Origin of the sequence: Colwellia sp. MT41 (assembly GCF_001444365.1) — a bacterium.
Classification (GTDB): Bacteria; Pseudomonadota; Gammaproteobacteria; order Enterobacterales; family Alteromonadaceae; genus Colwellia; species Colwellia marinimaniae.
In genome coordinates this window covers 1,541,918-1,558,807 of sequence record NZ_CP013145.1, presented here as the reverse complement: position 1 = coordinate 1,558,807, position 16,890 = coordinate 1,541,918, and the positions used below count along the sequence as shown (strand labels likewise).

Annotated in this window: 14 protein-coding genes; 7 read left to right on the top strand and 7 right to left on the bottom strand. The window is 39.6% G+C overall.

Going from position 1 to position 16,890, the window contains the following annotated elements:
- Positions 1-28: 28 nt before the first annotated feature.
- Positions 29-1,369, bottom strand: coding sequence for a BamA/TamA family outer membrane protein (locus tag CMT41_RS06645; RefSeq protein WP_232300026.1), 1,341 nt, complete (start codon positions 1,367-1,369; stop codon positions 29-31).
- Between the two features lie 22 nt (positions 1,370-1,391).
- Positions 1,392-1,700 (bottom strand): DUF3313 family protein, encoded by a 309-nt coding sequence (locus CMT41_RS06640; protein ID WP_083494229.1) that lies wholly within the window; start codon positions 1,698-1,700, stop codon positions 1,392-1,394.
- 306 nt (positions 1,701-2,006) lie between these two features.
- On the opposite strand from CMT41_RS06640, the gene CMT41_RS06635 reads away from it, so the two are divergent.
- Together CMT41_RS06635 and CMT41_RS06630 are read left to right on the top strand one after the other, a co-directional pair.
- Complete coding sequence (locus CMT41_RS06635; RefSeq protein ID WP_058026695.1) at positions 2,007-2,423, top strand: hypothetical protein; 417 nt, start codon at positions 2,007-2,009, stop codon at positions 2,421-2,423.
- A 22-nt stretch (positions 2,424-2,445) separates the two neighbouring features.
- Positions 2,446-2,886 (top strand): RNA-binding S4 domain-containing protein, encoded by a 441-nt coding sequence (locus CMT41_RS06630; protein ID WP_058026694.1) that lies wholly within the window; start codon positions 2,446-2,448, stop codon positions 2,884-2,886.
- A gap of 145 nt (positions 2,887-3,031) precedes the next feature.
- Here CMT41_RS06630 and CMT41_RS06625 read toward each other — a convergent pair whose 3' ends face one another.
- A complete protein-coding gene (locus CMT41_RS06625; protein WP_058026692.1) occupies positions 3,032-3,514 on the bottom strand; it encodes a GNAT family N-acetyltransferase in 483 nt (160 codons plus the stop codon).
- A gap of 47 nt (positions 3,515-3,561) precedes the next feature.
- Between CMT41_RS06625 and CMT41_RS06620 the strand changes: the two genes are divergently transcribed.
- The 3 genes from CMT41_RS06620 (at position 3,562) to CMT41_RS06610 (ending at position 8,077) form a co-directional block, all read left to right on the top strand.
- Positions 3,562-4,560, top strand: coding sequence for an ion channel (locus CMT41_RS06620; protein ID WP_058026690.1), 999 nt, complete (start codon positions 3,562-3,564; stop codon positions 4,558-4,560).
- A gap of 137 nt (positions 4,561-4,697) precedes the next feature.
- Positions 4,698-6,395, top strand: coding sequence for a proline--tRNA ligase (locus CMT41_RS06615; protein ID WP_058026689.1), 1,698 nt, complete (start codon positions 4,698-4,700; stop codon positions 6,393-6,395).
- A 458-nt stretch (positions 6,396-6,853) separates the two neighbouring features.
- Positions 6,854-8,077: a pyridoxal phosphate-dependent aminotransferase gene (locus CMT41_RS06610; RefSeq protein WP_058028162.1), complete on the top strand. Its 1,224-nt coding sequence runs from the start codon at positions 6,854-6,856 to the stop codon at positions 8,075-8,077.
- A 392-nt stretch (positions 8,078-8,469) separates the two neighbouring features.
- On the opposite strand, the gene CMT41_RS06605 is transcribed toward CMT41_RS06610, so the two are convergent.
- Both CMT41_RS06605 and CMT41_RS06600 read right to left on the bottom strand, forming a co-directional pair.
- Positions 8,470-10,026 carry an HD domain-containing phosphohydrolase gene (locus CMT41_RS06605; protein WP_057180517.1) on the bottom strand — a complete coding sequence of 519 codons (1,557 nt, stop codon included), beginning with the start codon at positions 10,024-10,026 and terminating at the stop codon, positions 8,470-8,472.
- 180 nt (positions 10,027-10,206) lie between these two features.
- A complete protein-coding gene (locus CMT41_RS06600; protein WP_057180516.1) occupies positions 10,207-10,785 on the bottom strand; it encodes a DUF4136 domain-containing protein in 579 nt (192 codons plus the stop codon).
- Positions 10,786-11,299: 514 nt separating this feature from the next.
- Here CMT41_RS06600 and CMT41_RS06595 point away from each other — a divergent pair.
- Both CMT41_RS06595 and ilvN read left to right on the top strand, forming a co-directional pair.
- Positions 11,300-13,027 (top strand): acetolactate synthase 3 large subunit, encoded by a 1,728-nt coding sequence (locus CMT41_RS06595; RefSeq protein WP_057180514.1) that lies wholly within the window; start codon positions 11,300-11,302, stop codon positions 13,025-13,027.
- 120 nt (positions 13,028-13,147) lie between these two features.
- A complete protein-coding gene (ilvN, locus tag CMT41_RS06590; protein WP_057180513.1) occupies positions 13,148-13,645 on the top strand; it encodes an acetolactate synthase small subunit in 498 nt (165 codons plus the stop codon).
- A 157-nt stretch (positions 13,646-13,802) separates the two neighbouring features.
- Here the strand turns inward: ilvN and CMT41_RS06585 are convergent, their stop codons facing one another.
- Both CMT41_RS06585 and CMT41_RS06580 read right to left on the bottom strand, forming a co-directional pair.
- Positions 13,803-14,651 (bottom strand): hypothetical protein, encoded by an 849-nt coding sequence (locus CMT41_RS06585; RefSeq protein WP_231732985.1) that lies wholly within the window; start codon positions 14,649-14,651, stop codon positions 13,803-13,805.
- A 26-nt stretch (positions 14,652-14,677) separates the two neighbouring features.
- Positions 14,678-16,825: a transporter substrate-binding domain-containing protein gene (locus CMT41_RS06580; RefSeq protein WP_058026687.1), complete on the bottom strand. Its 2,148-nt coding sequence runs from the start codon at positions 16,823-16,825 to the stop codon at positions 14,678-14,680.
- Positions 16,826-16,890: the final 65 nt, after the last annotated feature.

Sequence of the window (16,890 nt, the reverse complement as noted above, 5' to 3'; positions counted from 1 at the left end):
GTTCTTAAGTCAGGTTAACTTTATCAGGTTAAAATGGGTGACCTACCATCAACCAAGTACTTGTGCCTTCATTTGAACGGGTAAAGTCTAGTCGCACGACAATACCTGCGGTTAGTGCTCGTAATGATATACCGACATCAGTTTTCCAATCAGAGAGCAGCGTATCTCGATGAAAAGTAGGCGATACCCTACCCCCTTCAACATAAAATACCGTTTGTAGCCAATCAAGATGTAAAAAATTTAGCCAGCGTACATTGGCTATGGGGTTATAGTCCAAGGTCATCCGATATTCTGCGGTGACATAGATAACAGCTTTATCATGAAAGCGATTTTGCCTATACCCGCGTAGCCGATACATACCACCTAATGTTGCCCCTTCAAGAAAAGGTGCATTATTGCTGACTAGGCTATTTCCTGCATCATCTAGGGTATTTTGCCAGCTTGGCGAGTAACCAAGCCAAGCATTAACAGCAATAATATTTTGTTTAGCAAATGAAGTAGCCCCTAAGGAAAAATATTTACTCGCTTCAAGTTCAATAAAGGTCCAATCATTCTTTGACTCTAACCACTGAGGGTTATAACTAAAGGCGATATATTGTGAACTACCTTGACTTGGGTTAACAGGAAAGTCGGTATTATCATAAAGCAGGCCTAACTCGAGCCCATGAACAGCACCAGAGAGTTCCCCCTCTTCATTTCTATATTGCTGGTAACGATTGAACTGCCGAGCAATTAAAATACTGGTACCTGTGTTAAACGGGTGCCAGTCAGCTTGTTCTACTTCTTCGGTTAATAACCCGCCCTGTAATTGATAACGAGCCATACTGTACTTTTCAGCACTACCCCAGGGTAATACATACTCTAATTTGACCTCCCACCAGTTACTTGACCCACTGGCTTGAATAAAATCATCAAAGCTTGAGTCATTTGCGCCTGCTCGCGGCGAAGTTGGTGATGATGATTCACCCGGCAAAGGTGCATATGCCCGTAGTAATGGATACTCGCCCACCATACCGATAGCGCTTAAAAAGAAGCGCTCACTATCTAAAACACGATAGTCCCACACACTTAAAGCTAGCCCAGTAGACTCTCCACCACCATAAAGGGTGCCAGCCACTGTCATTTGTTTTTGGTAAAGACCTGTTGCCATCGCCCCTACACCAATGACAGTACCCATATCATCGGTACTAAAGGCATAAGGCAATATTAAGCTTTCACGCGGCTTAGTGTTTTCTTGCCGCTGGACCGAAAACTTAACCTGACTTGGTGGCTTAGCTTGTACAGCACTGATAGTAACCATTAGCATAGCGTTAATTAAAAACAACGATACTGAAGTTTTTACAAAATAACAATTAACAACTATTTTCATCTATATACTTTACTCATTTAGCTTAATTCGTTTTTAACATGTGAACTTCATCATACTTTGTTCGCAATGCTTTCGCCCACTTTCTTATCATATACTTGGCATCGGCTCGATTAGAAAACCGTGTTGCCCAGTGATAACAACTCTCATCGCCAGCCACGGACGTGCTAACAATACGCGCTAAAATCTCACTACTAACTCCGTCGTAAAGTTCTAAAAACAGCGTTGTTTGGCCAGCGTCACTGGCATAGCGTTTAACGTTAATTGCCAAGTTAATATCGGGTGCGGTAACATCTAAAATAAGTACCGACTCATCTTTTAGCTCCAGCGACATTGCCCACCAGCGTTTCCTGTTGCGGTTGATACACCACAATGGTGCCTATCACTTGTTAGCTCTTGCACCAATCAGCGGCAACTCTAGCCAAAGATAAAAGTAGCGAAAACAATACTAGCTAGCTTGTTTTAGCAGACCTTAGTGCCTGTACATTAAAGCGAATATTCATTCTACCATCCTGTATTGTGTGTACTGTCTAATGTACAAAAAGTACGGGTATGCTAATATTGCCTGAAATTATGCCGCTGTAAATATAATTACATTAAAAATTAAACCGGTAACTACTTATATACACTAGGATTATCTATGAAAGCCCCTTTATATACTGAAATTCTTGCCATTTGCCAAGAAATCGCTGACGCATCCGCAACTGACAATGAAGAATTAAGACTTGCTAGCTGTAAAAAGTTACAAGTGCTTTGTGCGACCAACCAAGGCTCACAAAAAGATCATCCGCTACAATGGGAAGCACTTGCTGACTTTACCGAAGATGGCGAGCAAGCCATGGATATTTATCAAGTCGCTTTAGCAATAGCAGAAAAGTTAAGCTTAGCTACTTTTACCGCCTCAGCTTATTTAGCAATGGCACAACGTCAAGTTGAATTTGAAGAAAAAGACAAGGCACTGGTTTTTGCTAATAAAGCGAATGATGCCGCACAAACCATTGATAGCGAAGAGTTGAAAACTGAAATCACTGAGCTATTAACGCAACTAACTAAGTAATCAATGAGTTTACGAGAAATCTATGTCAGAAAGTTACTTAGTTATTGAATTAAACCAGCAACCCATTGAGCTATGTAAGTTACTTAAAATAGCTAACTTGGTCAGTGGTGGCGGTGAAGCAAAAGTCGTGATCAGCGAAGGTTATGTTTTACTTAATGGTGAAGTGGAATACCAAAAGCGTAAAAAAGTTTATCATCAAGATGTAATTGAGTTTAATGGCGAAGTGGTACAGTTAATCATCAATGAGGAATTAGCTGAAACCGAGCAACTTGCAGAAGATACACATGCCCAAGCAAGCAAAGTTGCTGCTCATCCATTGCCAAAGAAAAAGGCCCATTGCAAAGATAAGCCGGCTAAAAATAAACCGGCAAAACAAGCGAGTAAAAATAATACTCCAGCTCTGGTTAAGGCGAATAATGAACAAGAAATGATGCCGAAAAAAAGACGGCCTATTTCCTTTTAATAATTTAAGTGAATAACTTAACTTAATAATTATTCAACTATGGTTAATGAGAAATTTGTACAACCGCGACTAAGCACTCATTAACCTTTACTACATACTTATTTATAAAAACTTACTTATAAAACATTTACTGATAAAAATAGAGTTATAACACTTTTTCCCAGAACATCGCTTTACCCGTTTTTTCATCAAGTTCATAGCCGGTAAAACCTAATTTTTTATAGGCATTTTGCGCGATAACATTTCCCTCTAACACTTCAAGGGTTAGTTTACAGTAGCCACGTGCCCGCGATATTTTTTCTACCTCAACAAACAGCTTTTGACTTAGACCTAAGCCTCGATATTCTTTTAACACGCCACAATCATGGATATTCAGTAAAGGTTTGCATTTAAAAGTTGAGAAACCTTCAATACAATTAAGTATACCTGCGGGTTTACCATCAACATAACAAAGTAAGGTTAAAAAATCATTGCGCTCTGCTAAGGTAGCAACCAAGTTTTGTTGAACCTCATCAGAGAGTGCTTCCCCTCCGCCCATAGGGTCGAGGGCATAGGCATTTAACAACATCACTAAATCTTTGCCGTGTTGCTCATTATGGTAATCTGCTTGAATTAATGTTATTTGCACACCAGTTCCTATTTTTACTTTTTGATGCAGCGCACTATACTCTTTAAATGAATAAAATAAAGTTATTGTGCCAATATCAAGACCCCGATAGCACCGAGCAACAAGCCTACTGCTGTCAGGGTGAAGCCAATGGCTCGGGCTATTGTTACTGGCATGATCAGGCGATCGATAAAACCGGCGCAGAGGTAAAACAGCGTTTAGAGAAGTACGCGCAAGAAGGTGGCATGTTGCGCGGTATCATACTAACTCGTGCTCAACTCCAAGGCATAGATTTAGTCAACCATGGTAAGAAATTGGGCTATGATTTTTCCTTCGCCGATTTTTATCACGCTAACCTACGAAGTGGCCACTTATTTAATATTAACTTACAACATGCCAGTGTTATGAAAGCTGATTTGCGTGACTCGAACCTCAACTGTGCCAACTTGGCTGGCGCTAATATGCTTGGGGTAAAGTGGATGGGCAGTAAATTCGAAAACGTTAATATAGGTAAAAGAATCAAACAGGAACATGATGCCAGAGCGGCTTTGTTAGCTAAAGATGAGCAGGAAAATGTTGATTTATTAGAGCAAGCCGAAGAAATTTACCGCGATTTACGTAAACATGCTGAGCATGAAGGTATTTTCACCCTATCTGGCTATTTTATTCAAAAAGAGCTGACCATGCGCCGTTTGCAACTACCACCTTATAGTGTAAAACGCTCCATTTCTAAGCTGGTTGATATATTTTGTGGTTACGGGGAAGCACCTCTACGCATTATCGGCTTATCTATGGCGATAATTCTTGTCTGCGCCATCCTCTATACTTTTACTGGCCTAAGTTATAACGGTGAGATTCAAGCGGTCAGCAGCGAACAGTCAATGGAAGAAAATGTAGCCTTCTTCTTTTCTTCGCTTTACTATTCGGTGGTGACCTTTACCACCTTAGGTTATGGCGACTTTACCCCAGTAGGCATATCCCGCGCCATTGCAGCGCTAGAAGCGTTTACCGGCAGTTTTACTATCGCCCTGTTTGTGGTGGTTTTTGTTAAGAAAATGACCCGCTAAGCTTTTAGCCGTTGTTATCACGCCTAATATAGTCACTAAGTCATAAATAATACATTTATTACTTTTTCATAGGCTGACCCCCTGATAGAATAACGGCAATTTTATATTCCCCCCTATTCTTACGGAAATCATAAGCCATGCGTACCAGTCAATATTTACTGTCTACCCTTAAAGAAACCCCTGCCAGTGCAGAAGTTATCAGTCATCAATTGATGTTACGAGCAGGTCTTGTTCGTAGCCTTGCTTCAGGCTTATATACTTGGTTACCAACAGGTTTACGCGTGTTGAAAAAAGTGGAGAACATTATCCGTGAAGAAATGCAACGTGCAGGCGCTAACGAAATATTAATGCCTATGGTGCAACCTGCAGATTTATGGCAAGAGTCTGGTCGTTTAGACGATTATGGCCCGGAGTTATTACGGCTAAAAGATCGTCATCAACGTGATTTTGTTTTGGGGCCAACCCATGAAGAAGTAGTCACTAAGCTAGTCGCTAACGAACTGAGCAGTTACAAGCAATTACCTGTAACTGTATTTCAAATTCAAACAAAATTCCGTGATGAAATTCGTCCTCGTTTTGGTGTGATGCGTGGCCGTGAATTCTTAATGAAAGATGCTTATTCTTTTCATTTAGAAGACGAGTGTTTAGAAAAGACCTATCAAATTATGTTTGATGCTTATTGCCGTATATTTGAACGTCTTGAACTAGACTTCCGTCCGGTTATAGCGGATGCCGGTTCAATTGGTGGTGAAAAATCACATGAATTCCATGTACTTGCTGATTCAGGTGAAGATGATATTGCTTTTAGTGATGCCAGCGATTACGCCGCAAACATTGAAAAAGCCGAAGCATTAGCACCAAAAGGTGAACGTGCCGAGCCGACTCAAGATATAGAAACAGTAGAGTTAAAACTTGAGCGTTTAATAAAAACCTTAGAGCTAGATGTAAAAACCACCGTAAAAACTTGGTTAGTTGTTGGCGCAACGGCAGAAGGTGAACCGATAAAAATAGTTGCACTAGTGCTGCGAGGCGATCATCAACTCAATGAAGTTAAAGTTGAGAACTTAGCAGGAATTGCTGCACCGTTAACATTCGCGACGGACGAACAAGTATCCGCTATTGCTAACTGCCATAGCAGTTCATTAGGACCTAAAGGCTTAACTATTGAGGTGATTGTTGATCGTAGTGCCGCTCACTTAAGCGATTTTGTCTGTGGTGCCAACGAGAATGGTCGCTCTTTTACTGGTGTTAACTGGCAACGTGATTGTGGCGAAATTAATATACAAGATATCCGTAATGTTGTTGCTGGCGACCCTAGCCCATGTGGTCAAGGGACTATCGAAATAAAACGTGGTATTGAAGTGGGTCATATTTTCCAATTAGGCCGTAAATATGCCGAGGCGATGAAGTGTTCGGTACTCAATGAGAATGGTAAAAACCAAACCTTAACCATGGGTTGTTACGGTATTGGTGTTTCACGTATTGTCGCCGCCGCTATCGAACAAAACCACGATAAATACGGCATTAAATGGCCTAAGGCGATTGCACCATTTCAAGTAGCGATTGTACCAATGAACATGGCCAAGTCAGCTCGAGTAAAAGAAACGGCGGAAGCCTTATATGAGTCTATGCTTCAGGCTGGTATTGAAGTATTGTTTGATGACAGAAAAGAGCGCCCAGGTGTTATGTTTGCTGACCACGAATTAATAGGTACACCATTATTAGTTATCATTGGTGAACGTAATCTAGATGCTCAACAAGTAGAGCTTAAAAACCGTATTACCGGTGAAAAATCATTAATCGCTATTGATGACGTTTTGGCTTTATTTAACTAAGTTAAAATAACTAAATTAGTGGCATTAAATAACCAGTAATGTAGATAATAAGGGGCTTAGGCCCCTTTTTGTTTTAACCAAGTTACTTAGCACGGCTAGCGCGTTACGCCGAAGTTAAACTCTGTGGATTCTCTCGGTACTGCGAATAAAACCTAGTCTGTCATTCAATCAAGTACTTCGAGGTGCCACGTTGATGTACGTTCATACCCTTCACAGCGAACACCTTAATAATCGGCTCGACTATCAGTTTGGACGAACGAGTAAGCTAACACTTTGCAACCTTTTTCATCGGCTAATTATTTTATTAGCCCTAAGCAATCATGGCAATATGCCATTTAGAGATAAACGCTGACAATTTAGCCTTAAAAAAAGCCAAATTAAGGCTTTCAAAACAGCGAATTATTGGCAACAATGACATGTTCTCTTTTTTATCCATTTACTTAAGAAGTACCCTACTGATGAAAGCTATTACCAAGTCCTCTAAACTCAACAATGTCCGTTACCAAATTAGAGGGCAAATAGCAGCGGCGGCGAAGCACCTTGAAGATGAAGGTCATAAAATTCTTAAACTCAATATTGGTAATCCTGCCCCATTTGGTTTTGAAGCACCTGATGATATTTTAAAAGATGTTATTCACAACCTACCAAACTCTCAAGGTTATGCCGAGTCTCAGGGAATCTATTCAGCACGAGTTGCCGTGATGCAGTATTTTCAACAACAAGGCATTAAAGATGTCAGTGTTGATGATATTTATCTGGGCAACGGTGTCAGTGAATTAATTGTTATGGCTATGCAAGCCTTACTTAATAATGACGATGAAGTGTTAATTCCAGCGCCAGACTATCCCTTATGGACAGCTGCAGTGTCACTTTCCGGTGGTACCCCGGTACATTATCATTGTGATGATGAAAATTTCTGGTATCCAAACCTTAAAGATATGGCGGCAAAGATCACTAAAAAGACCAAAGCCATTGTATTGATTAACCCAAACAACCCAACTGGCGCGGTTTACCCAGAAGAAGTTTTACAGGGAATTATTACTCTGGCTCGTCAACATGATTTAATCATTTTCAGTGATGAAATTTACGATAAAATTTTATATGATCAAGCCAAACATATTCCCACCGCAAGTCTGGCTCAAGATGTGTTAATAATTACCATGGGCGGTCTGTCTAAAAACTATCGTGTTGCTGGTTTTAGAGCCGGTTGGTTGGTGATATCAGGGCCAAAAATACATGCTGAAGATTATATTGAAGGACTCTCTATGCTTTCTTCTATGCGTCTTTGTGCCAATGTCCCTTGCCAGCATGCTATTCAAACCGCACTGGGTGGCTACCAAAGTATTAATGAACTTATTGAAGGTGATGGTCGTTTATTAAAGCAGCGAAATATTGCCGCCAAAATGATCAACGACATTGATGGTTTATCTTGTCACCCAGCCATGGGCGCTTTATATCTTTTTGTTAAAGTAAACCAAGAAAAATTTAATATTAAAAATGATGAGCAAATGATTTTAGACTTGCTCAAACAAGAAAAGATATTACTGGTTCACGGCAGCGCCTTTAACATTAAAGAGCAGAACTACTTCCGCATAGTATTTTTACCTCATGTTGATGAGTTAATTCCAGCCATTGATAAAATAAAAAACTTTTTTTCTACTTACAAACAAGTTACCGCATAGCTAAATAAGTCATAGTTGTTTGCACTCGTTATTATAATAACGAGTGCTCAGGCAAAATTTATTTAGCCCCGTGACCATTGTTAATACGTGAGTTTGAGCATGGCTTAATTTTTTTGCTACAAGGCGCATGATTGACTAATAAGCGAGTACAAATTAACGAGCACTAATTAAGGCTGTGTTGTAGTTGGCTGTTGCCAACATCGTAACCTATTGATTTTACAGTTATTGTTGTTAGTGTGATAAAAGCGAGCTTCACAAGCATGACGGTAAAGGACGTACCTTATAAGACAATGCATGGAGCATATTGTCCTGATGCTTGTGCAGAGCCCCATGGATGGGTTTATGCGTCTCGCTTGTTTACTCACCCACACTAAACTACAACTGAACCCTAATTAATGTTCTGGATCTGCATAGTCAGGGTAATCTAGCCTTACTTGTAAAAACTCATCAAAATCCTCAACCATTATATTGACTAATTTCGCCTCAAATTTTATACCTCTTTGTGATAATAAGAACTCTTTTATTTTTTCAGCTGGCCAGGGCTCTTTATAACAACGCTTTGAACCCAAGGCATCAAAGACATCTGCTACCGCCATAATTCGAGCCTCAACCGGTATCTCTTCTCCTTTTAAGCCTTTGGGGTAACCACTGCCATCCCAATTTTCATGATGATAATTTGCCAGTCGAGCGGCTAATTTAGAAATACTTACCGTAGATTTTTCTAAAATATCAGCACCAATTTGCGCATGAGATTTCATTATTTCCCAATCTTCGCCCTCTAACTTGCCAGGCTTATGTAAAATATGTTCCGGGATGGCTATCTTGCCTAAATCATGTAATGGCGCAGCTAAGCGGATTGCTTCAACAAAGCTGTCTTCTAAACCGAATTTTTTTGCCAGTATATCGCAAATAATAGCTACACGGCGCACATGGGCGCCGGTTTCTTTACTTCGAGCTTCCACCGCCTCACCAACAATAAAGAGTAACTCTCTTTGGGTTTTCTCTATTTCTTGTTGCTTTGTTAAGCTTTCAAGAACAAGGGCTACATTGGTGGCAAATAACTCAGCTAAACTGGCTTTAAAGTGCTCATTATCATCTTCAAACTCAATATAGAGTACTGAGGCAGAATTACTCGACGCCTGATAATAACCAACAAAACAGCTGTCATCGCGATAGTGACTTTTATCAATAAATACTTGCTGAATTCTAGCTTTTACTTGTTTATCAATATTAGAGGCTTCCAAAGAATCTGACTCACAAACATACTTGCCCGTACAAGCAATAATTGAACTAGTGGTTTGTTTGGCAAAATCAACTTGAGTTCTAGCAATATAGAGGGCAGAGCTTTCAACATTCATCAAGGTAAGTAAGTGAGCAAGTGCTGCTGAGCCAAAATTCTTTAATTGATTGATTTTTAATAAATCATGAGTCGTGGCAATAAGTTTTTTAAAGGCATCCAGACTGCGCTGAATAGTCATAATGTCACGATAGGCACGAATACTGGCATACACTGTGGTGATCATTTTATTGGCAGTAAAATCAGTTTTTTCTTTATAGTCATTAATATCAAACTCTTTAATGACTTTTGCCTCTGGGGCCGAGCCAGCTTGACCAGTACGTAATATTAAGCGAATAGCTTGATTTTTAAGGTCTTTTCTAATCCATTCAACCAGCTCTAAACCAGCATGGTCAGTTTCCATCACTACATCAACAAAAGCCATGCAAAAAGAATTATCATTTAACATAATTTCTTTCGCTTGTTTACTAGAAAAAGCGGAGACGATTTCTAATTTTCTATGCTCAATTTCAGCATCAGCAAGTACTAGTTTAGTTACTTGGTGAACAGATTCATCATCATCAATAACTAAAATACGCCAAACTTTATCGGTTTTATGCGGTTTATCGTTAATTTCATCTTCAATTTCGTCTTGAAAAATAAAGTTACTCATTGATGTCTATTATGTTGAGGGAGACCATAATATGAGTGTAATTCAGAACAGCTAAATTACTAGGAATATTACAAAAAAGTCCCTTTATTAGCGTAACCTTACCTAGCTTAAATTACTTATTTTAAACAAAAAAAAACGGCTTAGCGCCGTTTTTTTATACCCGATATAGAACGTTATTATTTAGTTGAACTGACTCACAACTTTCACAACAATATCATTCAACATTGCTGATGGTGCTTCTTTATCATCTGAGGTTAAACGCTTGGTCGCCCAACCATGCCATACTGGCTGGTGAGTTTTAACATCATAGATATCAATCGCTAACTTGCCTTCGGTATATTGTCTAACACTGGTTTCAGTGCCCATAGACATACTACCGTAATAGCCACGACCACCATAGTAACCTCGACCCCAGCCAAAGCCGGTATTATAAGTCGCTGGATAGCTATTTACTTTAATTTTATCGCGACTGCCAACCGTATAAGAAATAGTAAAATCCGCATTTTCAGCATTAGCCACTAACTGATAACCTTTAGCAATAAAAGCTTGCTCTATGCTGTTATCAACTCGTTGTTTCATCACGGGGTTGATATCAACTGCTGGCGCCATAATTTTCCCTTTGGTTAACCAAGCAAAGGTTTTATAGTGCATGGTTTCAATGTCAGTATTTCGGTCAAAGTCAACTTTAGCTGAATGTGTGGCACAACCTGCGGTAAAAGCAATTAAGCAGGCAATAATTAATAATTTAAGTGGGGTCATATCTGTTCCATTTTGTAGTAAGACCGGTGTTTTAAGTCAATTGGTCTGCGGGATAACCTGACCGTTAATATAAATCAAAACGTATTACTAATATAGGTAAAACAGTGATTTAAATTGTTTTAAAGTACGATTTCTCGTAACAGCACGTTATATAAAGTTACAGTCAAGGGGTAGAACAAAAGAATAAAGATACTTTTTTCGTTGTTTTGTAATTTTTGATTGACACCAACGAGTAAAGTCTTTAACAATAGTAGCCATTAAAATATTTACGTTTTTGTTAAAATTAGTATGATAATTAAAAAAATAGTCCTCAATGTCGTCCTCATAGTCCTAGTGGTGCTTTCATCGCTAGCGAGGATGTCTGGTGCTTAACAACAACGATTAAGTAAGCATATTAACAAACCCTCGCTCTTTATAAGACCGGGGGTTTTTTATTTGCTCAACATTTATTTATTCAACCTAAACAATAAACTTCATTTTCAATAAGCAAAATTAAAATAAACAAGGTGATGGTATGACAACAGAACTTTTTACCGGTGCTGAAATGGTAGTTAAATCACTATCAGCACTTAAAGTTAAGTACATTTTTGGCTACCCCGGCGGCTCCGTTTTAGATATATATGACGCTATATTTCAACAAGATGAGATTGAACATATTCTAGTACGTCATGAACAAGCGGCCACTCATATGGCTGATGGTTATACTAGAGCAACGGGAGAAGTCGGTGTGGTGTTAGCAACGTCAGGTCCCGGGGCAACGAACTGTATTACTGGCATAGCAACGGCTTATATGGACTCTATCCCCATGGTTATTCTTGCTGGGCAAGTTGCCACGTCGCTAATAGGTAATGATGCTTTTCAAGAAACGGATATCGTTGGTTGTACTCGCCCTATAATTAAACACAGTTTTAACTGTCGAAGCCTAACTGATATACCTGATGCCATCGCTAAGGCCTTCTATATCGCAAGCACAGGTAGACCTGGTCCCGTAGTAATAGAGCTACCTAAGGATATATTAACCCCACAAAACAAGGCACCTTTTAATATCAATACTGAGATTAAAATGCGCTCTTATAACCCAAATGTTAAGGGCCATCCTAAGCAAATTAGAAAAGCGGCGCAAACCATTGCTAAGGCAAAAAAATTGGTGGTCTATTCTGGTGGTGGCATTATCATAGCTAATGCCTCCGAATTACTAACTAAGCTGGTAGAAACACTTAAGGCTCCTATAACAAACACCTTAATGGGACTGGGTGGTATATCAGGTACTCATAAACAGTTTGTTGGTATGCTGGGCCTGCACGGCAGTCTTGAAGCAAATAAAACCATGGCAAATGCTGATGTTATTTTAGCGCTAGGTGCTCGTTTTGATGACAGAGTGACTAACAATGTTGAAAAATTCTGCCCCAACGCAACCATCATTCATGTAGATATTGACCCAACGTCTATTTCTAAAACCATTAATGCCCATATCCCTGTGGTTGGTTTAGTGGAAATAGTTATGCAGCAACTGCTCGATGAACTCAATGAAATTAAATTCACCCCAGATGAAAGTGCGTTAAGCCAATGGTGGCAACAAATCAACTTATGGCGTGCGGTCAAAAGTAATAGTTATGAGCAAATTGCCGGTGAAAAAATAAAACCACAACGTGTGATAGAAGCCATGTATAAGATAACCAAGGGGGAAGCTTATGTTTGCTCTGATGTTGGCCAACATCAAATGTTTGCTGCGCAATACTATCCCTTTGCCAAACCACGACAATGGATCAATTCAGGTGGTTTAGGCACAATGGGGTTTGGCTTGCCAGCGGCTATGGGGGTAAAACTCGCTTTCCCCGATAAAGATGTTATTTGCATCACCGGTGATGGCTCGATTCAAATGAATATCCAAGAGCTTTCTACCTGCTCACAATATAACTTATCCGTGGTTATTATCACCTTAAATAACCGCTCTCTTGGCATGGTACGCCAATGGCAAGACATGGTTTATGGCGGCCGTCACTCCTCTTCTTATATGGAATCTCTACCTGACTTTGTTAAACTTGCCGAGGCTTATGGTCATGTGGGTATTCAAATCAATACTTTAGATGAGTTGGATGAAAAACTAAGCCAAGCCTTTAGTATTAAAAATCGCTTAGTTTTTGTCGATGTCATGATTGATGAGAATGAGCATGTTTACCCTATGCAAATTCGCACGGGTGCTATTGATGAAATGTGGCTTAAAAAAGGAGTAAAAGCATAATGCCTAGAATTTTAGCTATGTTTCTTATGTTAGTGGAAAATGAAGTCTGTTCACTACCCCACAGTTGTAACTACTTCCTGTTGTTCAATCAAAAGTCAGCGAATAAAGGAGTAAATCTTAATGCGTAGAATTTTAGCTATTTTGATGGAGAATGAACCCGGCTCATTATCACGTATTGTTGGGCTATTCTCTCAACGTGCTTTTAATATTGAAAGCTTAACGGTAGCCCCAACTGATGATAATAGTTTATCCCGTATGACCATTGCGACTAAGGGCGATGACAAGGTATTAGAGCAAATTGTTAAACAAGTTAATAAGCTTATTGATGTCATTAAAATCACTGACATTACCGACAGAAAACATATTGAACGTGAATTACTGCTAGTAAAAGTTGGTGCTATGAATGATAAAACTCGCACTGAAGTAAAACGCATAACGGATATCTTTCGTGGCAATATTATTGACCTTGGCAAGCAGGTTTATACCGTACAACTTACCGGTAATGCTGACAAGCTCAATGCCTTTATTGATGCCCTTAAAAATGAGACGGAAATTATTGAAACAGCTCGTTCAGGTTGTGTCGGTATGGCGCGTGGTGATAAAGCGCTCCGGGTATAACCGATAAAGTTATTCACTAAAAAGAGTCTTTCTGGCTAATGCGGCTCAATTAAGAACATGAGCCGTACAGCGATACTTAACGTCTGGGAAAATCCATTACTCCTTCATTGATAATGGATTTTTTATGACCTTGGCAGCTAAGCTGTAAGCCCCCACTTTATATAGGAAAACTAAACAACAAACGCACGGCGCTAAAGTTTTTGCTATAACGATAACTCAAGCCGAGTCTATCAATGCCCGCCCAAGAATAGCCGAGGGTTTTGGCAAATTTCAAAGTAAAACCTAATTCTATACTATTAGTTAGGCTAATATTTTTACCCTCATCAAGGGCCTGAGTGCGCGGCATGAAAAAATCAACTTCGCTAAAATACCAAAAAGCCGTGGCAAAAATTCTTGGCTGAAATTGATAACCTAATATTTGATATTGCACTGGCAACCCTGTGTCTAACCCTATTTGCAACGCGGCATAAGAGTCTTGGGCATCATAACCATTACCATCATAACGAGCAATATAAATTCTATTGGCCCAAATAGAGTCATACTTTTTTATTTCAAAATGATAGAGCGCAGAAACACCTGAAGAATGAATATTAACGCCTTTATTGGTGGTTAGGTTGCGGCCATAGCCGACATCAATATAGCTTTCTATCAGCAAGTTCTTACTGTATTGATAGTTAAAGGCTATGCCGGGAGTAAAGGTTATCGTGCCGACTTCATCGGGTAAATCTAGGTTAGGTAAGTCGGCAAAATCAAAGTCAAAAAAACCAATTGAAACCGGTAAGCGTAAGCCATAACTTAGCTTGCCCTTATGCCCAAGCTCATAGGAGAACGGCATACTGATCAAGCTAGCATTTTGCCCTGTGGTTCGATAGATACCACTGCCTAAATAATTAGCATAGGCATAATGCACTGGCTCTATTTCGTCAGCATTGACGAAGGAATTTGTGCAAAAAAATAGTATGATAAAGGTAAATAGTCTGACGTTCATAAATAATAATACGCTCAAAAGTAATGCCTAATACAGTAAAGATGCTAACCTGTAATGCGAATATAACTTAAATAGCGTTGATGAATATCACGCACATAATTTACTGGCTCTCGGCCTCTAACGTAGCCAAATCTGGCCTTTTGATAATACTGGCGGCGCTGCAGGAGTAACATAGCTTTTTCAACATTGTTAAACCACCGATCACTTCTTAAGCCGAGCTGTCTTGCCAGGCGCTGCGCATCTTTTACATGCCCATAACCCGCATTATAGGATGCCAAGGAGAAAAATATTTGCTCTTGTACCGGTAAGTCCTTAGAAAATCGGTCACGGGTCCAGTTTAAATATTGCACACCGGACGCTATGGCTTGCTCTGGGTCTTTTAAATCCTCGACACCAAGCTCTGCGGCAGTGCGAGGTAACATTTGCATTAAACCAAAAGCACCGGAGGCATTACTGGCGAGTGGATCAAAGCGGCTTTCTTGATACATTTGCGAGACAATCAGACGCCAATCGAAGTTATAGGGTTTGACATAAGAGCGGACAATATCATCATAGGGCGACAAGCTTGAACCTGATAGTAAACGGTGTTTTTTATGACTTTCTTTTGATTTTTTATTGTGAAAATACTTATTTTTGACGACATTGTAAAAAGTCCCGCGGTAGTATTTTCTAACAAACTCATTTAAATTGGCAAGTAATTGCGGATTGTTTTTCCTAACCAAATAGGCATAAGGCACATCTTCTTTAAACGTTAACGGAGTAATAATTTCTGTTCGAAAGCTGCTCTCAATAGCGATTAAATTACTATCGGCTATGGTTAAATCAATTTCTTTATCGGCCACCTGACTGATTAATATCTCTGTGGCGATATTTTCGTTGGCGATAACAATGTTAGCGCCAAAGTCTTGCGCTAATCTTTGCGCCGTTGTCCAAAAACTACTGCTTTTCCTTATGGTGATAGTGCGACCATTAAGATCAGCTAGCTCATTGATAGCTAAACTATCTTGATGAGCCACTAATTGTTCTTTTACCCGGTTATAACGAATACTAATGGCTAAGCCGGCTTGAGCTATTTTTTTTGTTCGTGCTTGTGTTCGAGACAGACCGGCAGCAATGATATCGCCTTTACCCTCGGCTAATAATGTCAGCATTTCGTCATAAGTATCGGCCACAACAATAACCAATTTCACCTTGTTGATATCAGCAAATTTACGCATCAATTCATATTCAAAACCGAGTAATTCACCACGCCATAAAAAATAGGTTTCCGGACTATTTCGTGTGATAACCCGTAAAGTAAGCTTGTCTTTTTTTAACTGATCAAAGTCAATTTCACGTTCTGGCTCAACTACCTGCATAACATGATGAACCGAGATAAAGTCATTTAATTCATGTAAAAAACTATCATTATCTAAATTAACCGCCCAAGCGAGAGTGATTGCTTTCGGTAGGATAAAGACACTTTGAATATCATCACGATATTGCTGCAATGTTTCTAAAGCAAAAACATCAATCAGGGTATATTTCATTGCTCCATCGACAATAGTGTCAGCCATTTCTTGTGAGCTGACTTTCTCCTCAACAATATTAATGTGCCAATGGGGGAACTGTTTACTGACACTGTCGATATAAGCTGAGCCGATAGGTAGAGTAATAGTAATATCGTCTTTGCTATTAAAGCTATCGTTACCCGCTTTAGCGATCACCACTTCTCTATCACGTAACAAGGGATAGGAAAAACTAAATTTTTCTAAACGTGTCGCGGTTATGGTTAAATGCCGAGGAATAATGTCAACGTCAAAAGTGGCTAGTTTGCTAAACATAGCGGCTAAGTTACTCACTCGCAGCCAGTTAATCTTTAAGCCGCGCTCATCGGCAAAACGCTGCAATAAGATAGAATGATAGGCACTGGTCGAGCCTGCGCGAGGTAATGCCGATTCTAACTGCCAATCAAGTTTTACCGCATTAATGTAACCTGAGGCTTTGATTTGGGACCAGGATCTAGCGCTTATACTTTTTTTTGCGACTTTTTGAGCCAGTAAGTTTAACTCATCTTTGCTAGCATTCGGGCTATCTTGGCTATTTAGCGCTGTTTTAGCATCTGCGGCTACTGAGGGCGGCTCTTGACAGCCGGCTAAGGCAAGTAGCAAAAAAACACCTAAAAATACTGATGCAGCTAACTGGTTATTCATTAAATAAGCCCTAATTAATGGAGTATAATTATTTATATAAGGTTAACAGATTTAACAAAAAAAAA